The organism is Sediminimonas qiaohouensis DSM 21189 (assembly GCF_000423645.1).
In the GTDB taxonomy this organism is placed as follows: domain Bacteria; phylum Pseudomonadota; class Alphaproteobacteria; order Rhodobacterales; family Rhodobacteraceae; genus Sediminimonas; species Sediminimonas qiaohouensis.
On sequence record NZ_AUIJ01000002.1, the window covers coordinates 247,874 to 266,087 of the forward strand.

Sequence of the window (18,214 nt, forward strand, 5' to 3'; positions counted from 1 at the left end):
GCAAGGGGCAATCCGCGCTAGCGGTTGGCGCGTGCAAGTAGGCCGACAGCGGCGAGGCCCACGCCAATCACCAGGATCGCGGCCGGGGCTGCGTCACCGAGGTTCTCAAGGCTCGCCTGATCGTGCACGCGGGTGGCCAGGGTGTTGAAGTTGAAGGGGCGCAGCAGCAGCGTCGCGGGCAATTCCTTGACGCAGTCCACGAACACCAGCAACAGCGCCGAGCCGATCGAGCCTCGGATCAAGGGATAGTATACCTGCCCCAACACCTGCCCCTGCGTGCGCCCCAGGGACCGCGCGGCCATTGGCAGGCTGGGCGACACGCGCCCCATGGCCGCATCCGCCGCCCCTTGCGCGATTGCGAAGAACCGCACCGAATACGCCAGAACCAGCGCCGTGGCGGAGCCGGTCAGCACCAAGCCGATGTCAATGCCGCTCACCGCTTCGACCGTATCCGCGATTCTGTGGTCCAGGGCGGCCAACGGGATTAGAATGCCAACCCCCAGAACCGCGCCGGGCGCAGCATAGCCGATGGTCGTCAGCGGGAGCAACGTGCGCGGCAACCCCCTGCCCGACAGGCGCACACCATACACCATGAAAACGCCTGCCATCACCGTCAGCACGGCGGCGGCCCCGCCCACCGTCAGGGTGTTGGCAAGCGCGCCCACAAGCGCCGGATCGGCCCAACGTCCGGCGTTGGCCAACGCGTGACGCAAGATCACCCCGGCCGGCAAGACAAAGCCCATCACGAACGGCGCAAGGCAGGCCAATGTCGCGATGAACGCCGTCGCCCCGCGCAATTGCACCCGCGCCACCGGGCGATGCGTGCGCGAGAGGTTGAAAAACCGGATGCGCCGGCGGCTGCTTTTCTCCAAGGTGACCAGAACGATTACCAGCACCAGAACGACACATGCGATCTGCGCTGCGCCCCCTGCGTTGTTGCTTTGCAGCCAGACACTGAAAATTCCCGTCGTCAGGGTCTGCACCGCGAAATAGTCCACGGTGCCGAAATCGTTCACCGTCTCCATCATGACGATGGCCATACCCGCCGCGATGGCAGGGCGCGCCAGCGGCAGCCCGACGCGGACGAACCGCCTCCAGGCGCTGGCGCCCAACGACATCGCCACCTCCTCGGAGGCGCCCGATTGTTCGCGAAACGCGGCCCGCGCCAGCAAGTAGACGTAAGGATATAGCGCGGCCGAAAGGACAATCACCGCCGCCCCGAGCGATCGGATCTCGGGAAACCAGTAGTCGCGCGCGCTCTGCCAGCCCATCAACCCGCGCAGCGCGGTTTGCACGGGGCCCGCGTATTCCAGCAGATCGACCAGCGCATAAGCCCCCACATAGGCCGGAATCGCCAGCGGCAGCAAAAGCAGCCACTCCAACCACCGCGACAGGGGAAACCGGTAATGCGTGATGATCCACGCCGCCCCTGCCCCGACCATGCCCGACAGAACACCCACCGAAAGCATCAAGATGACCGTGTTGCGCAAGTAACGCGGAAGCGTGGATGACAGAAGGTGCGGCCAGATATTGTCGGACGGCGAAAACGCGATCCACACCACCGACGCGATCGGCAACAGCACAATCGCTGCGATCACCGCCGCCCCCAAGGACCAAAGCCCGCCGCCGGCACCGCCGCGCCGCTTGCGCTTGCCCGGTTCTGTCGCCATGATATCGCTCATGCGCATCCCTTGCCCGAAAGCGGTTCAACTGTCCAGAAAAGAGCATATATTGCCGCGCATGCAGAACCTCAATCCATGGGAATAACATGCAGGTCGTAATTCATCCGGGCGTCCATAAAACAGACGACGACCGGCTTATCAAATCGCTCCGTAAGAACAGTGAACTGTTCCAGGCCTCCGGTGTGGCGGTTCCAACGCCGTCCACGTATCGCCGCCTGATCAGGGACACCTTGCAGGCGATGGAGAACGGCCCGCCAGCCGAGGACGCGGCGCAGTTGATTTTCGATGCCATGTTGGACGACGAGCAACCCGAACGGGTCTTGCTGTCGAACGAGAACTTCTTTTGCGTCCCGAAACTGGCGATTTCAAGCGGGATACTCTATCCGAAAGCCGAACAGAAAATCGCACTGTTCACCGAGCTGTTCGACGAGGCCGACATCGAGCTGTGCCTGGCAATCCGCGACCCTGCAAGTTTCCTGCCTGCCGTGTTCGCGGACGCACCGACCGAATCCTTCATGGATTTCATGGATGGCACCGATGCGCTGGATATCCGGTGGTCAAACCTGATCTGGCGCATCCGCGAGGCCGCCCCGGACATAGGCATTACGGTCTGGTGCAATGAGGACACGCCCCTCATCTGGGGCGAAGTGCTGCGCGAGGTTGCCGGCGTCGAACCCATTGTCGCACTTGATGGCAGTTATGACCTGCTGTCCGAGATCATGTCGCAAGAAGGGCTAAAGCGGTTCCGCAGCTACATGGACGCACACCCGAACATGACCGAAGTGCAAATCCGCCGTGTCATCGCGGCGTTTTTGGACAAGTTCGCCATGGAAGACGCGATCGAGGAAGAGCTTGATCTACCCGGCTGGACCGAGGACTATGTCGACCGTATCAGCACACAGTACGAAGAAGACACTTTCGAGATCGGGCGCATTCCAGGGGTTCAGATGATCACGCCCTGATTTGCTCAGGACATCCCAAGCGCCTCTTTGTACATCTCCAGAACGGCTTCTTCCTCGGCGATATCATCCTTGTCGCGCTTGCGCAGGGCGATCACCTTGCGCATCACCTTGGTGTCGTATCCGCGCGCCTTGGCCTCGGCCATCACCTCTTTTTGCTGCTCCGCGATATCTTTCTTCTCTGCTTCCAGACGCTCGTAGCGCTCCACGAACTGGCGCAGTTCGTCGGCGGTCACGCGGTAGTTTGCATCGGTGGATTGCTCGTTCATGCCGGGCTCCGTTCATGGACCTTTGGGGTGGCCCTTCCCCTAGCGCCACCGCCCGCGCCGCACAAGCCCGCGATTGCGAATTCACGCCGCGTTGCCCCGGGCAAGGCGATGCGCTAAGGCGGGCGTGCGCAGGCTCTGGAAACCGCGCAGTGCTACCATGGGGGTTGCTGATGGAAATTTTGATCTGGGCCGGTGCGGCAGTTTCGGTTGCGGGGCTATTGGGGCTTTTCTGGTGCATCATCAAGGTGATGCGCGCGCGCCGCGCGCGGCTCAGTGACGAGGAACTGCGCGCCGTCGTGCAATCGGTTCTGCCCGTAAACATGGCGGCCCTGCTGTTTTCGGTGTTGGGCCTGATGATGGTGGTTGTCGGGATTTTCCTGTCCTGACGCCTGTCAGGTCATCACCGAAAGCCGCCCGCCGGTCTTGATCAGGTCTGCGAACAACGCGTCGGGCGCGTATAGCTCGGGCAAGGTATCGGCCTGCTCTTTCAGCACTTTCACGATCTGCACCAACCCTGCGCGCTCGGCCGCGTGCATCGGACCGCCGCGCCAACGCGGGAACCCCGCGCCGTCCACCATCACCGCATCGATATCCGATGGCCGCAGCGCGCCGCCGCCGCGCAGCAGGCGCGCGCCGGCGTTTGCCATCACCGCCAAGAGACGCAGCCAAATCTGGCTCGCTTCGGGCAGTGGCGCGTCGCTGGGCGGTCTGTCCACCCTTTCGAACATCAAATCAATCACCGCGTCGTCCGGATGCGGCGTACCTTCAGACCATTGGTAGAACCCGGCACCGACGCGCGCACCGCGACGCTCCGCTTCGGTTAACCGTGCCAAACATGAACGCAGCCCATGGGTAAGGTCAGCTCGGCCCGCCTGCGCCGACAGGCGATTGAGAACTACATCCAACCCCACGCGATCCATGGCCTCGAATACGCCGCGTATCATGCCGTGGCGGCGCAGCGCCGCGTCCACGTGATCCGGCGGCACCCCCTGCTTCACCATGTGCCAAGCCGCCTCGCGCAGTGCACACAGAAGCGGCTCACTCATCGGGCCGCGTCCTGTGCCAGACCACACCGCGATCCGGCCCAAGCGGCCACGCACGAAGGCTGCGAGCGTGGCAACGGTGGCATCATCGGTGTCGGGGCCGGGAATAACCTCGGCCAGGCGCGCGTGGTGGGCCGAACCATGAAAGAACAAGCCCACAACATCCTCGGGCCTGCTTGTGGACGCGGCGATCTCGGATATTGGATGTATCATCGACTGGCTCGCAAGAATGGCGCCTTGTGGAGCGACATGCTCCAGCGCCCCGAACACCCGTTGCTTGGTTTCAAGGTTGTCGGCAACCGCCTCGACTATCAGTTGCGCCCGCCCCAGATCGGGCAAGTGAGCCGTGCCGGTCCAAAGGCCAAGCCGCGTGGCACGCATCTCTGCGGTCAAGCGCCCCTCGGACACCGCCGTGTCATAGACCGACGCTAATCGCTTGCGCGCGTCCTCAACCCCGGATGCGACGCGATCGAACTGAACCACGGGCACGCCGGCATCCAGACAACAAAGCGCCACACCCGCGGCGGTAGGGCCGCCACCAACCACACCAACGGTTTCAATAGAGGACGCGTGCGCGGATTTCGCGGCGTCCGGCATACGCGCGGCGCATCGCTCTGCCAGGTACGCATGGCGCAATCCGTCCGAGCCATCGGTTTCCAACACTTCCTCGAACGCTGCACGCTCGAATTCCAGGCCAGCCTCGAACGGCAATAGCTGCGCGGCCTCAACGCAACGTGCGATCTGCTCCGCGATCATGCGCCATGGTCCCTCAGGGGCCTTTGACAGCTCGGCGCGCCGGTCGGCAATGGCACGCGCATAGGCAGCCGGATCTTCTTCACCGGCCACGCGCGCTCGGGCACCAAGCCAAAGTGCACCTGATTGCGCCATATCCAATGCAACCTGCTCCGCCGCGCCCTCTGGGTCGTCATCCACGATCTGTGTGAACAGCTTTGCCATCGGTTCGGTCTGCACCGCCATCACCCGCCCCCCGATCAGCAGATCGAGCGCCGCGCGCGCGCCGATCAGCCGTGGCAGGCGCTGTGTTCCGCCGGCGGCAGGCAACAGGCCGCGCGCGATCTCGGGAAAGCCCGCACGCGTACCGCGCCGGGCGACCCGCGCATGAGCCGCCAGCGCAAGTTCCAACCCCGCACCGGTGGCGTGACCACTTAGCGCCGCCACGACGGGTTTGCCGGCCTGATCCAGTGTTTCGCAAATCCCCCCCGCCTGCGCCGCCAAGGCAGGGCCAAGCTCTTCCATGTCGTCCAGATCAAGGCCGATGGAAAACACCCGCGCATCGCCGCTCAGAACAATCGCGTGAACAGATGCGTCTGCAATCGCGCTGTCCAACACCTCGGACAACTCGCTTAGCGCGGTGCGGGTCAGGCTATTGCGCGGGGGCCGGCTCAGCCGCAAAACGGCCACACCATCCCCCGTCAAGCTGCTACTCACCGCGTTCCTGGCCAAATTCCACCCTCCCGTTCAGGCAATGCCGCCGGGGTTTTCAATGACCATTGTTTAGATAGGCGGCCCTGAATTGCAAGCGCGCCCGCCCTGCTCAGCCGACCTTCGCAGCGCAGTTCTTGCAAAATGGCGTCGCGGGCAGCAGGTCCAGCCGCTCTTGCGATATCTCCTCCCCGCACTGGGTGCAGATACCGTATTCCCCATCGCGGATGCGTTGCAGCGCGGCACGAATCTTGCGGATCTCGTCCTGCCCGGCCTGGCCCAGATGTTCGAGAACCTCGTCGCCTTCCTGCTCCGTGGCGGCATCATCCCAATCCTTGGTATGGGGTGTATCCAGCTCGTCCTCAATCCGGTGCAGGCGGCTGTCCAATTCGCTCAGACGTCCCATAAGCGTGGCGCGGCGTTCATCGAGGGTGGTCATTCTGGATCTCCTGTTGCGTATCATGCGACACCTTACGAACTGGCGTGCCCATTTCATTGATCGAAGTCAACGTTTCCCTCGTTCCGGGGGCACTTGGCACTACATTGCCGATTGCAACATGCGCCTTGAAACACATGCACTAATCAATATATGATCCAGGAAACGGAGGATCTCATGGAACCGCAAGTTAAAGCCTTTTTCGACGACGCGACCAACACGATCTCATATGTCGTGCGCGACCCGGCAGGCAGCGCCTGCGCCATCATCGATTCGGTGCTCGATTTCGATTATGCCTCGGGACGAACCGATACCCGCTCGGCTGATGAGATCATCGAATACGTGCAATCCGAAGGGCTGGAGGTGCAGTGGCTCCTTGAAAGCCACGTGCACGCCGATCACCTCTCGGCCGCGCCCTACATCCAGGAGCGCGTTGGCGGCAAGATCGGCATCGGTGACCGTATCCGCATTGTGCAAGACACCTTTGGCAAGGTGTTCAACGAAGGCACCGAATTCCAGCGCGACGGCAGCCAGTTCGACAAGCTGTTCCAGGAGGGAGACAGCTTTCACATCGGGCAACTGCGCGGCGACGTGCTGCACACGCCGGGTCACACCCCGGCGTGCCTGACCTACGTGATCGGGGACGCGGCCTTTGTCGGGGACACCCTGTTCATGCCCGATTTCGGAACCGCGCGCTGCGATTTTCCCGGCGGCTCTTCCGAGACGCTCTATAACTCGATCCAGAAAATCCTGGCCCTGCCGGACGAAACCCGCATCTTCGTCGGGCACGACTACAAAGCACCTGGCCGCGACGACTACGCCTGGGAAACCACCGTGGGTGAGCAGAAAGCGCGCAACATTCACGTGGGCAACGGCCGTGACAAGGATGGGTTCGTGAAGATGCGCGATGAGCGCGATGCAACGCTGGCCATGCCAAAACTGATTATCCCATCGCTACAGGTGAACATGCGGGCCGGGCAGATGCCGCCAGCGGATGATCAAGGCGACGTGTTCCTGAAGGTGCCCGTCAACAAGTTGTAATTCCTATCACCCCGCCCCTGCCCGCCGCCGCGAACCGGCTGCAGGGGCGGCTCAATGAAAAACAGGACGTTCAAGCAGGAAACGCGACAACATGGAACAAGACTGGATCTGGGGGCTGATCGGCGGTCTGCTTATTGGCACAGGTGGGGCGGTATACCTCCTTGCCAATGGCCGCATCATGGGGGCCAGCGGCATCATCGGCGGATTGGTGGATGGCAGCGGCCGCCACCACTGGCGCGAACGCGGGGCCTTCCTGGTGGGGGTGCTATTGCTGCCAATCCTGCTTTACCCGCTATATGGCGAGGTCGACACGCATATCACGCAAAACTGGGGCGTGCTCATTTCCGCTGGGATTCTGGTTGGCGTGGGAACCCGGGTGGCCAATGGCTGCACCTCGGGCCATGGCGTCTGCGGCATCTCGCGCTTTTCGCTGCGCGGGATCGTCTCGACGGTGTTCTACATTCTTGCCGGCGGTCTGACGGTGGCGGTGTTCCGGCATCTCATGGGGTGGATCTGATGCGCGTGATTTATGCTTTCATCGCCGGCGGATTGTTCGGTGCAGGGTTGTTCGTCTCTGGCATGACCGACACGGTCAAGGTTCAGGGATGGCTTGACGTGTTTGGTGACTGGGATCCGACGTTGGCCTTCGTGATGGGCGGGGCGATCATTCCAATGGCCATCGCCTGGGCCTTGGTGCCGCGCCGCAAGCCCCTGGTCGGGGGTGCGTTTCCGACGCCGCCGGACCCGCAGGTGGGGCGCGAGCTGATCATCGGCTCCACCCTTTTCGGCGCCGGCTGGGGGTTGGCGGGCCTGTGCCCCGGACCGGCAATCGCCTCCTTGTCCTACGGCGGCGCGGGCCACTGGATCTTTGCCGCGGCGATGCTGGTTGGGATGGCGATAACGCCTGGATTGCGCGGCGAACTGGACAGACGCCTGGCACGTGGCTAGAAACGCCGGATGGACATACGCAAGATAACCGACAGCTACAGCGTCACCCCGCAAATCACCCCCGAAGATTTGGCGGCCATTCGCGCCGCGGGCTTCGGCACGGTCATCTGCAATCGCCCCGATAGCGAGGTGCCCGCAGACCTGAATGCAGAAACGATGCGCGCCGCTGCACAGGCCGCCGGCCTGCAGTTTCACGACCTGCCGCTTACGCATGACACCATGACCCCGCAGCGCATTGCGGAGCAGCGCGCGATTTGTGACGATGCAGACGAGCCGGTGCTGGCCTATTGCGCGTCGGGCACGCGCTGCACCGTTGTGTGGGCCCTGGGGCAGGCAGGACAGCGCCCCGTTGACGAGATATTGTCAACGGCACAGGCGGCCGGATATGACCTCGCCCCGCTGCGCCCGCGCCTGGAAGAGCGATCATCCCAAGCCGGGACGTGAAAACGCGCATTGGCGGTTTTGTCAACGCGCGCACGGTCATACCGTTCGCGTCAACGCCTCCAGCTCCTCATCACTGATGTGATCCGAATCATTGAGCTCTTCCAACTCATCCAGAGGGGGCGCAGCCTCCATCCCTGCGGGCATTTCGTCCTCAAGGGGTGGGTCATTCGCGTCTTCGGGCAAGAAAGCCGTAGTGTACTCCGACTGTAGAGGCGCCTCCTCGTCCGGGGCCTCTACCGGAGCGGAAAACCCGGTCGAGACCCAGTCCCCCTGCTGCGTCTCAGCGGCCCCTTGCGGTGCGACAACCGTCAACCGCAATGCGCGCCGCCCCCCCATCTGGCCCAGACGCGCACGGGCCGCGGGCCGGCGCGCCCCTGCCTCAAGCCTCACGTCGCGCAGCGCGTCCTGCGCGATCGGCAACACGTCCCCTTGCCTAAGCGCCAGGACCTGCGACAGCGGCATCTCGATCCGGCAAAGCACAGCATCCAGCCGGATATGGGTACCCAGGATGCGATCCTGCCAGCGCGGATCGGGTGCCGCCGCACCGGGTGATGCGTCTTCGCGCAGGGCTGGCTGTTCGGGAACCGGCAGGGCCATCAGAACAGTCCCCTCGCGCCCGGCCTGGCCAACCCGCAATGCCACGCGGAACACGTGATATCGCGCCGCAGTCAGCGCAATGGGCAGGCTTCTTGGTGTATCCAGCATCGCCCCGCTCGCGAAGCCACTGCTCCAATATGCGTCGGGACCATCGGCAAGGTTGCTTGCAAACCGATCGAGAACGGCATCAATCAAAGGGGCGGACAGGGCGGCATCGATACGCGTGAGCGGGCGCGAGGCCGCTTCGCCCGCCCCGATTGTGCCAGTTGTCTGCACCTCTACCACCGCCGCCGCGATCCCGGGGTCCATTATCAACGCGCCGGTCGCGTCTTGCGGCCCTTGCAACAACAGCACAAGCGCCCCCTCCGGCACCATTTCGGGCAAACTGGCCGGGTCGGAGGTGAATCGATCGGTCCCGGCAACCATCAACGGGTTTTGCAGCACCTCGTCCGCACTGCGTTCCAGGGCCAGCCGCAAAGCACGCGGCGCGGACATCACGCGCGCCTCAAGCTGTTCGCGTGCCGCCTGCGCCTTGCGGCGCAGAACCTGGTTTTCCCTGTCTGCAGCCATGCTTTTCGCCATCCCGCGCCAATTGTGACCAGACTAGGTAACCAGGGTTACCAATTCCTGAACATCGGCAAGGCCCTATTGCGCAGCCAACGCCACGCGGGCCGGCAGGCTTAGGCGAAAGGCGGCGCCCCCTTGCCCCGGCAAATAGGTGATCGCACCACCAAGCCGCATCATGATCTCGCGGCAAATGGCCAGGCCCAGTCCCGCGCCACCGGCCTGACCGTCGCTGACGCGGCTGAACTTTTCGAATACGAGGGCCTGCGCCTGCGACGGGATTCCGGTTCCGTTGTCGACAAAATCCACAACCAGGTCATCGCCACGGCGCGACACCTCGATGCTGAGGACGGGCACCGGCGCATCGCAGTACTTCTGCGCGTTGGCGATCAGATTGATGAACACCTGCGCCAACCGATCCAGATCGGTGTGCAAGGGGACGTTCTCGCGCAAGCGGTCACGACGGATGATCAGGCCGGCACCCTCGACGCCGGCAGCCGCAACGGCATGGTCGATCACGCCCGACAACACGCCGTCGCGCATGTTCAGGCTGACCTGGCCGCTTTCCAGCACGCTGAGATCAAGCAGATCATCTAGAAGGCGCGTCAGGCGCAACGCCTCGTCATGAATGATCGAGGCGTATTTGCTCAATTCCTGCGCCGACAGGTCCGGCGCATCGCGCAGGATCTCGGAAAACGCCCTGATCGAGGTCATCGGCGTGCGCAACTCGTGGCTGATCTGGCTGAGAAAGGCATCCTTTTGCACCGACAGCTGCGTAAGCTTTTCATTCGCCTCGCGCAACTGGCCCGCGGTGCGGGTCAACTCGGCCGACTTGGCTTCAAGCTGGCTGGAGTATTCCATCATCTGCGCGGTCTCGTCGGCCACGGCCAGCAAATCCTCGACCGACACCGTTGCCGCGCCCATGATCTGGCTGACCATCGCATGGGCCGTCGCCGCCCCGACCGAGCCCGACAACTCACGCTCGAGCCGCTGCAGGAACTCCGGCGTCGGCTCTGGCAGGTATCCGCCAAGGCCCTGCCGCGCCGCCTCGGCCTGGAACAGGGCCTGCGCCTGTGCGGCCCCCATCATGCGCTGCGCCATGATCATCAGGTCCTCGCTCTGCGCGATGCCGCCGGACCAGCTTTGTGGATTGCCGGAGTGATCGAACACGTTGACAAACTGCGCCCCCTGCAGCCGCTCCAACGGATGCGGAAAGCTGGCCAAGGATCCCAGGATGAACGCCGAGGTGTTCAGCAACAGCGACCACAGCACGGCATGCACCAGCGGGTCCATCCCGCTGATCCCGAACAACGCCTGCGGACGCAGCCATGCAATACCCCAGGGTCCCTGCGTCATCAGGGCCTCGCTCATGAGGATGCCCTCGCCGAAGCTGGGCAAGAGTAGGCTGTAGCACCAGATCACGAATCCCATGCTCAGCCCGGCAAGCGCGCCCACCCGCGTGGCGCCCCGCCAGAATATGCCGCCCATCAGCGCCGGCAAGAACTGAGCCACCCCCGCGAATGACACCAGCCCGATAGCCGCCAGCGCCGTGCCGCCGCCCGACACGCGGTAGTAGAGGTAGCCAAGCACAAGGATCACCGCGATGGAGACGCGCCGCGCGACCAGCACCACGTGGCGCACATCGCCCGCCATCGCCGCGCCGCCCCCCGCCAGGCGCAGCCAGATCGGCATCACCACATGGTTGGAGACCATCGTGCTTAGCGCGATCGCTGCCACGATCACCATCGACGTGGCCGATGAGAACCCACCCAGAAACGACAGCATCGCCAGCTTGTCCTGCCCCTGGCTCAACGGCACGGTCAGGACGAACTGATCCGGGTTCGAGCCCGCGGGCAATACCTCCAGCCCGACAACGGCAATGGGCACCACGAAAAGGCTCATCAGCATCAGGTAGGTGGGAAACGCCCAGGATGCCGTGCGCAGATGCTGCTCGTCCTCGTTTTCGACAACAAGCACCTGGAACATGCGCGGCAACGTCAGGAACGCCGCCGCCGACAGCATCGTCAAGCCGGCCCAACGACCGCCGTTCATCTGCCATTCCCCGATCTCGGAGGTGTCGATCCGGGCCAGCGTCTCGCCAATACCGCCACCGACACCCCAAACCACGAACACCCCGACCGCCAGCAATGCGAACAGCTTGACCACCGCCTCCAACGCGATGGCCATGACCACGCCGTGATGCCGCTCGTTGGCGTCAAGGTTGCGGGTGCCGAACAGGATCGTGAACAGGGCCAGCCCCACGGCGACCCACAGTGCTGTTGAGCGGCTATCGGCCGGAACGGAACTGTTGGGGTCCGCGCTTGCAAAGCTGGCAAAGGATAGCGTCACCGATTGCAATTGCAGCGCGATATAGGGGGTGGTGCCAATCACCGCCAGGGCGGTCACGAACACCGCCAGCGTATTGGACTTGCCGTAGCGCGACGAAATCAGGTCAGCGACCGAGGTGATCCGTTGCGTCCGGCCTATGCGCACGAGTTTGCGCAAGCCCCACCACCATCCGACCATGACCAGCGTCGGACCGATATAGATGGTCAGGTACTCCAGCCCGCTGCGCGCGGCGTAGCCAACCGCGCCGTAAAACGTCCAGGCGGTGCAATAAATCGACAGCGAAAGCGTATAAACCACCGGAGAGCGGAGCCACCCACCTTGCCCCATCAGCGCCGCGCGCTCGGCCATGAAGGCCACGGCAAACAGCAGTGCGACATAGAGCAAACAAACAACGATCAACACGTTGAGCGAGGCCATCACGCGCCTCCCGGTGCATCCATCTTGTCCACGGACCGATCCAGCCTCAGCGACAGACACAGTGCCAGGATCGCCAAAACGGCCCAAACGCCAAAGATATAGAGCATCGCGTGGGATGTCGGCATGCCGCCGGACCCCGTGCCATCCGCGGCGCCGGCCGCCGGCTCTGGCTGTCCCCACAGCAATGGCACCGCCCACAACACTGCCCCCAGAAGCGGCAACAGGCGCAGCGCATCCATCAGGCGGCGCTGCCGGTAGCTGCGCCGCTCAAGAAAGAGGGCTTTGGCGGCTTTGCTCACGACGGCACCAGCGCGCGCAGCGCGTCCAGAACCTCGGCGTTGGAAAATGGTTTGGTCATGAACCGGCTGGCGCCAAGGCGTTCAGCCAATTCGCGATCCTTTGCCTGACCGCGCGCGGTCAGCATCAGCACCGGCAAATCCCGCGTTTCGGGCGCGGCGCGCAAATCGGTCAGGATGTCATAGCCGCTGCGCCCGGGCAGCATGACGTCGAGTATCACCAGATCCGGCGCGCGCGCGGCCACCGCATCCAGCGCATCATGCCCATTCGAATGCGTATCAACCGTCCAGCCATCGCGCATCAGGATGAAACTGATTGCCTCGATGATGTTCGGTTCATCCTCGATCACAAGGACATGCTTGCCCATGTCATCGCCCCCTCCCCTGGGCGTCACCTTTCGGCCGTTCGCCCGTTATCACCAATGTCGCGGCCCAAGTCAAAACCCATCCGTCAGGATCGACGGCTCGCGCCGGCCGGCGCAGCTTTCGCGCGGGCATATGCGGCAGTTCACGCCAAGCTCCAGAGGATCGCCTTTATCATGGGCATCGCCATCGAGCGGCAGCATCATCATATGCGCCTCATATAACGGGTCCGACAGCGGATCGCCGCGCCTCGCGCAGGGTTGCGCAACCGCGTAGGTCAGGAACACGCCGCCCTCGCGCGCACTTTGTCGCACCACCTGCCGGATCGGCGACAACGGCCTGCTAAGCGCCTGGAATAGGGGCCATAGCGGGCAAGCCGCCCCGAACCGCGGCAACGCGAACCCCGGCAGCGGCTTGCGCAGGATCAGTGTGCCCGACGCATCGCAGCTCACCATTCCCACCGGCCCCGCACCGGCACCTTCGGGAAGCGTTGCAAGTCGCCGCATCACCGCGGCCAGATCGGTGTCGAGCAACTGCGACAGCGCGGCGGGATCCGGCCCGGTACGCCGCAGGGCCTTGATGAACTGGCGCAAAGGCAAACGGCGGGCATCTTGCAGGTACCGCTCAAGATACGCCCGTGCCATTGCCTGTGCGGAGGCGGAATGCAGCCGCTCCTGTCCCTCCTCCAACATCGCCCCGATGCGGTCCGTACCGACCGCCCCCTCGGGCAGGTTCTCAAGCGCGTCAAAGTGATAGCCATGCGCATTGAGGAACGCTTCCAACTCTTCTTGCGGCGACGAGAGCGCCGCATCGGTTTCCCCCGCCGCGTCCAGGTAGGACACAAGCGCTTGGCTGCTATTGGCCAGGCGCGCGCTGTCCTCGTTGATGTTGCGGTGAAAGCGATCTCGCCATTCCGGCTCCAGCTCGCGCGTATCGGCCAGGATGCCGGCGGTGGCGCGGATCGCCGTCACCGTGGACAGCATGTCATGCAAAGCCGCGGCCAAGTGCGGGTCGTGCGCCAGCCTGTCCGTCAGCGTTTCGACCGTGTGCTCCAGGTCCACGGCGCGCCGGTGCCGCCCCGCCAACAGACGCGCCCACCCCGGAAACCGACCTGCAAAATCCTCCAGCGCCTCTGCCTCTGCGCCTGCCATGGGGTCCGCTGCGCGCGCCTCCCGCAGGAGCGTGATAAGCGCCGCCTCTGCCCCCTCGCTCAGGCTGGCGGGTTCAACGCCAAGTACCTGGGCGATATCCAACAGAAGCTTACCCCCGATTCTGCGGCGGTTGTGTTCGATCAGATTGAGGTACGAGGCCGAAATCCCCGCCCTTCTGGCGACTTCCGATTGACGCAGGTCGGCAATCATCCTGCGTTCACGAATGCGAGCTCCGACAAGTTGACGTTGCGGCATGATATTTTTCCAACTGAATCAAGGCGTTTCTGCGGTGCACGCAAGAAACATTTACATTATATACCATGGTATTGTGCATTTCTTTACAAAAAAATTGTTTGGTTCAAGGGATTTGTTGCGAAATTTTCTTTTCCTGCGTGATAATGGATTTGCACAATAGTGCTTGCGGCCCGCGCCCTGAGGAGAGCCGGACCGCATTTCACGAAATGGGAGGATACAATGTCCAACAACACATTTACGCGCCGCGGCGTGCTGAGAACCGGTGCAATCGCCGGCGCCGGCGTTGCACTACCGACGATTTTCACCGCGTCTTCAGCAGCAGCCTACACCAACGAGCCGATGGGCAGCAGCGTGACGCTTGGCTTCAACGTGCCGCAGACCGGCCCCTACGCGGATGAGGGCGCGGACGAACTGCGCGCCTATGAGCTGGCGGTCGAGCACCTCAACGGCGGCGGTGATGGCGGCATGCTAAACACCTTCTCCTCCGACGCGCTGCAGGGCAACGGCATCCTGGGCAAGAAGGTGGAATACGTCACCGGCGACACCCAGACGAAATCGGACGCCGCGCGCGCCTCGGCACGCTCGATGATCGAAAAGGATGGCGCGATCATGGTTACCGGCGGCTCGTCCTCCGGTGTGGCCATCGCCGTGCAGGGCCTCTGCCAGGAGGCCGGCGTGATCTTCATGGCGGGTCTGACCCACTCGAACGACACCACCGGCAAGGACAAGAAGGCCAACGGCTTCCGCCACTTCTTCAACGCCTACATGTCGGGGGCCGCCCTGGCGCCGGTGCTCAAGCAGCTTTATGGCAGCGATCGCAACGCCTATCACCTGACGGCCGACTATACCTGGGGCTGGACGCAGGAGGAATCCATCGTCGCCGCGACCGAGGCACTGGGCTGGAACACCGTCAACACGGTCAAGACGCCGCTTTCGGCGACCGACTTCAGCTCCTACATCGCGCCTGTGATGAACTCGGGCGCCGATGTGCTGGTCCTGAACCACTATGGCGGCAACATGGTCAACTCGCTGACCAACGCGGTGCAGTTCGGCCTGCGTGAAAAGGTCGTCAACGGCAAGAACTTCGAAATCGTCGTGCCGCTGTATTCGCGCCTGATGGCTCGCGGCGCCGGTGAGAACGTGAAGGGCATTCACGGCTCGACCAACTGGCACTGGTCGCTGCAGGACGACGCCTCCAAGGCATTCGTCAAGTCCTTCGGCACCAAGTACGGCTTCCCACCCAGCCAGGCAGCGCACACCGTCTATTGCCAGACGCTGCTCTATGCGGATGCGGCACAGCGCGCGGGCACCTTCAACCCCTGCGGCATCGCAGAGGCGCTGGAAGGGTTCGAGTTCGACGGTCTGGGCAACGGCAAGACGCTTTACCGCGCAGCCGACCACCAGTGCTTCAAGGACGTTCTCGTTGTGCGCGGCAAGGAAAACCCGCAGTCCGAGTTCGACCTTCTCGAGGTCGTCGAGGTGACCCCGGCCGAGCAAGTGACCTATGAGCCCGACCACCCGATGTTCGCCGGTGGCGCCTTGGGTGAGTGCAACCCCGGCTCCTGAGGTCAGACCAAACTACCAAGCCGGAGGATGCGCGGGCCCCGCCCGCGCATCCTCAGCTGACAACCGTACCCGCGCCTGCGGGAACGGGGCGGCTGACCAACGGTCACTCCTGACAACCCAAGGTGGGGACAATGGACGCAATCATCCTGCAAATACTTAACGGGCTCGACAAGGGCTCGGCCTACGCGCTGATCGCGCTTGGGCTTACATTGATCTTCGGCACCCTGGGTGTCGTGAACTTCGCCCACGGGGCATTGTTCATGATCGGCGCGTTCTGCGCCGTCACCTTCTCCAAGATCCTGCACAGCAGCTACACCGTCATCGACGAGACCAAGACCGACTTCTTGGGAAACCCGCTCAAGGTTGACATGACCTATGTCGAGAAATGGTTCGGCAACGCGGCGGGCGGTACGATACTGGACTGGGCGGTGCCGCTATCGATCCTGTTCGCGATCCCGGTGATGATCATCATCGGTTTTGTCATGGAACGCGGCCTGATCAAGCATTTCTACACGCGCCCCCACGCGGATCAGATCCTCGTCACGTTCGGCCTGGCCATCGTCTTGCAGGAACTGATCAAGTACTTCTACGGCGCCAATCCGATCCCCACCGGAGCGCCAGAAATGTTCCGTGGCTCATTCGATTTCGGGGCGCTGCTGGGCTTTGATGCCAATACCATCATCTACCCGTACTGGCGCCTGGTATATTTCGTCTTCTCGGCAGTCATCATCGGTGCGGTTTTCTCCTTCCTTAGGTTCACCACCTTCGGGATGGTGGTGCGCGCAGGCATGGCCGACCGCGAGACCGTTGGCCTACTGGGTATCAACATCAACAAGCGCTTCACGCTGATGTTCGGCATGGCCGCCGCCGTCGCGGGGCTGGCGGGGGTGATGTACGCACCTATCAACTCGCCAAACTATCACATGGGCATGGATTTCCTCGTGCTCAGCTTTGTCGTGGTCGTGGTGGGCGGCATGGGCTCGCTGCCGGGCGCGGTTCTGGCGGGTTTCCTGCTGGGTATCCTCGAATCCTTCGCCTCGATGAATGAGATCAAGTCGATCCTTCCGGGTATCGACCAGATCATCATCTACCTCGTCGCAATTATCATTTTGCTTACACGTCCGCGTGGCCTCATGGGCCGCAAGGGCGTGATGGAGGAGTAAGCCCATGCTGGGACTCAACAAGAAAGACTCGGTCCTCCTGCTGGTCGTGACGCTTCTGGCGATCTGCGCGCCGTTCATCCTGAACCCGTTCCCGACCGGAAGCGCCATGGCACAATTCAACGCGGGTTACCCCGACCTGATGCAGCGCTTCGTGATCTTCGGCATCTTCGCCATCGGCTTCAACATCCTGTTCGGGTTGACCGGCTACCTGTCCTTCGGGCACGCCGCGTTCCTGGGGGTGGGTAGCTACTCGGCGGTCTGGATGTTCAAGCTGCTAAGCATGAACATCATTCCCGCCATTACCCTCAGCGTTCTGGTCGCCGGTGTCTTTGCCCTGCTCATTGGCTATGTCAGCCTGCGCCGCTCGGGCATCTATTTCGCGATCCTGACGCTGGCTTTTGCGCAGATGTCGTTCAACCTTGCCTACTCGGTTCTGACGCCGATCACCAATGGCGAGACCGGGCTGCAACTGGCGCTGGACGATCCGCGCATCCTCGATGCCGCGCCGGCCAACGCAGGCAGCCTGCCCTACCCCTCGCTCTTCGGCTTCGAGATGAGCGATACCTATATCATGAGCGCGGGCGCATGGCAGTTCCAGTTCTCGGTCGGATACTACGTCTGTGCAATCGTGCTGCTGGTGTCCTTTTACTTGGCCATGCGCCTGTTCCGCTCGCCTTTCGGGATGATGCTGCGGGCGATCAAGTCCAACCAGCAGCGGATGAACTACACCGGCCTCAATGCGCGCCCCTACGCGCTGGCGGCCTTCGTGATCTCGGGCATGTATGCCGGCCTCGCGGGCGGGCTGATGGCCTCGATGGACCCGCTGGCCGGGGCCGAGCGGATGCAATGGACCGCCTCGGGCGAGGTGGTTTTGATGACCATCCTGGGCGGCGCGGGAACACTGATCGGTCCCGTCCTTGGGGCCGGCTTCATCAAGTACTTCGAGAACATCTTCTCGAAGATCAATGACAACATCCTGCACCAGTGGTTCGCCTTCATGCCCGACGGCATCGAGGATATCATGGTTACCATCGTCCACCCGTTCATCGGCAAGGGCTGGCACCTGACGCTTGGCATCCTGTTCATGCTGGTGGTCACCTTCCTGCCCGGCGGCCTGGTTGAGGGCGGTCAACGCATCGGCCGGCTGTTCCGGCGTCGCAAGACCGGCAGGAATGACAACGCAGACAGCACCGACAGCACCAAGAAACCCGCGGAATAAGGAGCGCAT

General features: G+C 63.1%; 18 protein-coding genes. 9 read left to right on the forward strand and 9 right to left on the reverse strand.

The genetic code is table 11. The features are described 5' to 3' along the window. Window positions 1-17: 17 nt before the first annotated feature. Window positions 18-1,670 carry an ABC transporter permease gene (locus G568_RS0103620; RefSeq protein WP_051202733.1) on the reverse strand — a complete coding sequence of 551 codons (1,653 nt, stop codon included), beginning with the start codon at window positions 1,668-1,670 and terminating at the stop codon, window positions 18-20. A 98-nt stretch (window positions 1,671-1,768) separates the two neighbouring features. On the opposite strand from G568_RS0103620, the gene G568_RS0103625 reads away from it, so the two are divergent. Next, the gene (locus G568_RS0103625) at window positions 1,769-2,644 is read left to right on the forward strand and encodes a hypothetical protein (protein ID WP_026756747.1); all 876 of its coding nucleotides are present in this window, start codon (window positions 1,769-1,771) and stop codon (window positions 2,642-2,644) included. 5 nt (window positions 2,645-2,649) lie between these two features. Here G568_RS0103625 and G568_RS0103630 read toward each other — a convergent pair whose 3' ends face one another. Further along, window positions 2,650-2,910: a DUF2312 domain-containing protein gene (locus G568_RS0103630; RefSeq protein WP_026756748.1), complete on the reverse strand. Its 261-nt coding sequence runs from the start codon at window positions 2,908-2,910 to the stop codon at window positions 2,650-2,652. 170 nt (window positions 2,911-3,080) lie between these two features. Between G568_RS0103630 and G568_RS0103635 the strand changes: the two genes are divergently transcribed. After that, window positions 3,081-3,296, forward strand: coding sequence for a hypothetical protein (locus tag G568_RS0103635; protein WP_245582872.1), 216 nt, complete (start codon window positions 3,081-3,083; stop codon window positions 3,294-3,296). Between the two features lie 6 nt (window positions 3,297-3,302). On the opposite strand, the gene G568_RS0103640 is transcribed toward G568_RS0103635, so the two are convergent. Together G568_RS0103640 and G568_RS0103645 are read right to left on the reverse strand one after the other, a co-directional pair. Next, a complete protein-coding gene (locus G568_RS0103640; protein WP_169576938.1) occupies window positions 3,303-5,402 on the reverse strand; it encodes a 3-hydroxyacyl-CoA dehydrogenase NAD-binding domain-containing protein in 2,100 nt (699 codons plus the stop codon). Between the two features lie 106 nt (window positions 5,403-5,508). Further along, window positions 5,509-5,835 carry a TraR/DksA family transcriptional regulator gene (locus tag G568_RS0103645; protein ID WP_026756751.1) on the reverse strand — a complete coding sequence of 109 codons (327 nt, stop codon included), beginning with the start codon at window positions 5,833-5,835 and terminating at the stop codon, window positions 5,509-5,511. A 174-nt stretch (window positions 5,836-6,009) separates the two neighbouring features. On the opposite strand from G568_RS0103645, the gene G568_RS0103650 reads away from it, so the two are divergent. The 4 genes from G568_RS0103650 (at window position 6,010) to G568_RS0103665 (ending at window position 8,265) form a co-directional block, all read left to right on the forward strand. Continuing rightward, window positions 6,010-6,873 carry an MBL fold metallo-hydrolase gene (locus tag G568_RS0103650; RefSeq protein ID WP_037373643.1) on the forward strand — a complete coding sequence of 288 codons (864 nt, stop codon included), beginning with the start codon at window positions 6,010-6,012 and terminating at the stop codon, window positions 6,871-6,873. 91 nt (window positions 6,874-6,964) lie between these two features. Next, entirely contained in the window at window positions 6,965-7,390 is a 426-nt protein-coding gene (locus G568_RS0103655; RefSeq protein WP_026756753.1) for a YeeE/YedE family protein, read from the forward strand. Then, on the forward strand, window positions 7,390-7,821 hold the full coding sequence (locus tag G568_RS0103660) for a DUF6691 family protein (RefSeq protein ID WP_037373644.1): 432 nt from the start codon (window positions 7,390-7,392) through the stop codon (window positions 7,819-7,821). Before G568_RS0103655 ends, G568_RS0103660 begins: the two co-directional genes overlap by 1 nt. Before the next feature lie 9 nt (window positions 7,822-7,830). Further along, on the forward strand, window positions 7,831-8,265 hold the full coding sequence (locus G568_RS0103665) for a protein tyrosine phosphatase family protein (protein WP_026756755.1): 435 nt from the start codon (window positions 7,831-7,833) through the stop codon (window positions 8,263-8,265). 36 nt (window positions 8,266-8,301) lie between these two features. Here G568_RS0103665 and G568_RS0103670 read toward each other — a convergent pair whose 3' ends face one another. From G568_RS0103670 to G568_RS0103690, 5 genes are all read right to left on the reverse strand, one after another. After that, window positions 8,302-9,432 carry a FliM/FliN family flagellar motor switch protein gene (locus G568_RS0103670; protein ID WP_169576939.1) on the reverse strand — a complete coding sequence of 377 codons (1,131 nt, stop codon included), beginning with the start codon at window positions 9,430-9,432 and terminating at the stop codon, window positions 8,302-8,304. Window positions 9,433-9,507: 75 nt separating this feature from the next. Beyond that, complete coding sequence (locus G568_RS0103675; protein ID WP_026756757.1) at window positions 9,508-12,192, reverse strand: sensor histidine kinase; 2,685 nt, start codon at window positions 12,190-12,192, stop codon at window positions 9,508-9,510. After that, entirely contained in the window at window positions 12,192-12,491 is a 300-nt protein-coding gene (locus tag G568_RS0103680) for a hypothetical protein (RefSeq protein ID WP_026756758.1), read from the reverse strand. The genes G568_RS0103675 and G568_RS0103680 overlap by 1 nt, the downstream gene beginning before the upstream one ends. Then, the gene (locus G568_RS0103685; RefSeq protein WP_026756759.1) at window positions 12,488-12,856 is read right to left on the reverse strand and encodes a response regulator transcription factor; all 369 of its coding nucleotides are present in this window, start codon (window positions 12,854-12,856) and stop codon (window positions 12,488-12,490) included. Before G568_RS0103685 ends, G568_RS0103680 begins: the two co-directional genes overlap by 4 nt. Before the next feature lie 69 nt (window positions 12,857-12,925). Further along, window positions 12,926-14,257, reverse strand: a complete 1,332-nt coding sequence (locus G568_RS0103690; protein WP_026756760.1) for a helix-turn-helix domain-containing protein — start codon at window positions 14,255-14,257, stop codon at window positions 12,926-12,928. A 219-nt stretch (window positions 14,258-14,476) separates the two neighbouring features. Here G568_RS0103690 and G568_RS0103695 point away from each other — a divergent pair, with 219 nt between their 5' ends. The 3 genes from G568_RS0103695 (at window position 14,477) to G568_RS0103705 (ending at window position 18,205) form a co-directional block, all read left to right on the forward strand. Further along, entirely contained in the window at window positions 14,477-15,823 is a 1,347-nt protein-coding gene (locus G568_RS0103695) for a substrate-binding protein (protein ID WP_026756761.1), read from the forward strand. A gap of 131 nt (window positions 15,824-15,954) precedes the next feature. Then, entirely contained in the window at window positions 15,955-16,986 is a 1,032-nt protein-coding gene (locus G568_RS0103700; RefSeq protein WP_026756762.1) for a branched-chain amino acid ABC transporter permease, read from the forward strand. Window positions 16,987-16,990: 4 nt separating this feature from the next. Then, window positions 16,991-18,205 carry a branched-chain amino acid ABC transporter permease gene (locus G568_RS0103705; RefSeq protein ID WP_026756763.1) on the forward strand — a complete coding sequence of 405 codons (1,215 nt, stop codon included), beginning with the start codon at window positions 16,991-16,993 and terminating at the stop codon, window positions 18,203-18,205. Window positions 18,206-18,214: the final 9 nt, after the last annotated feature.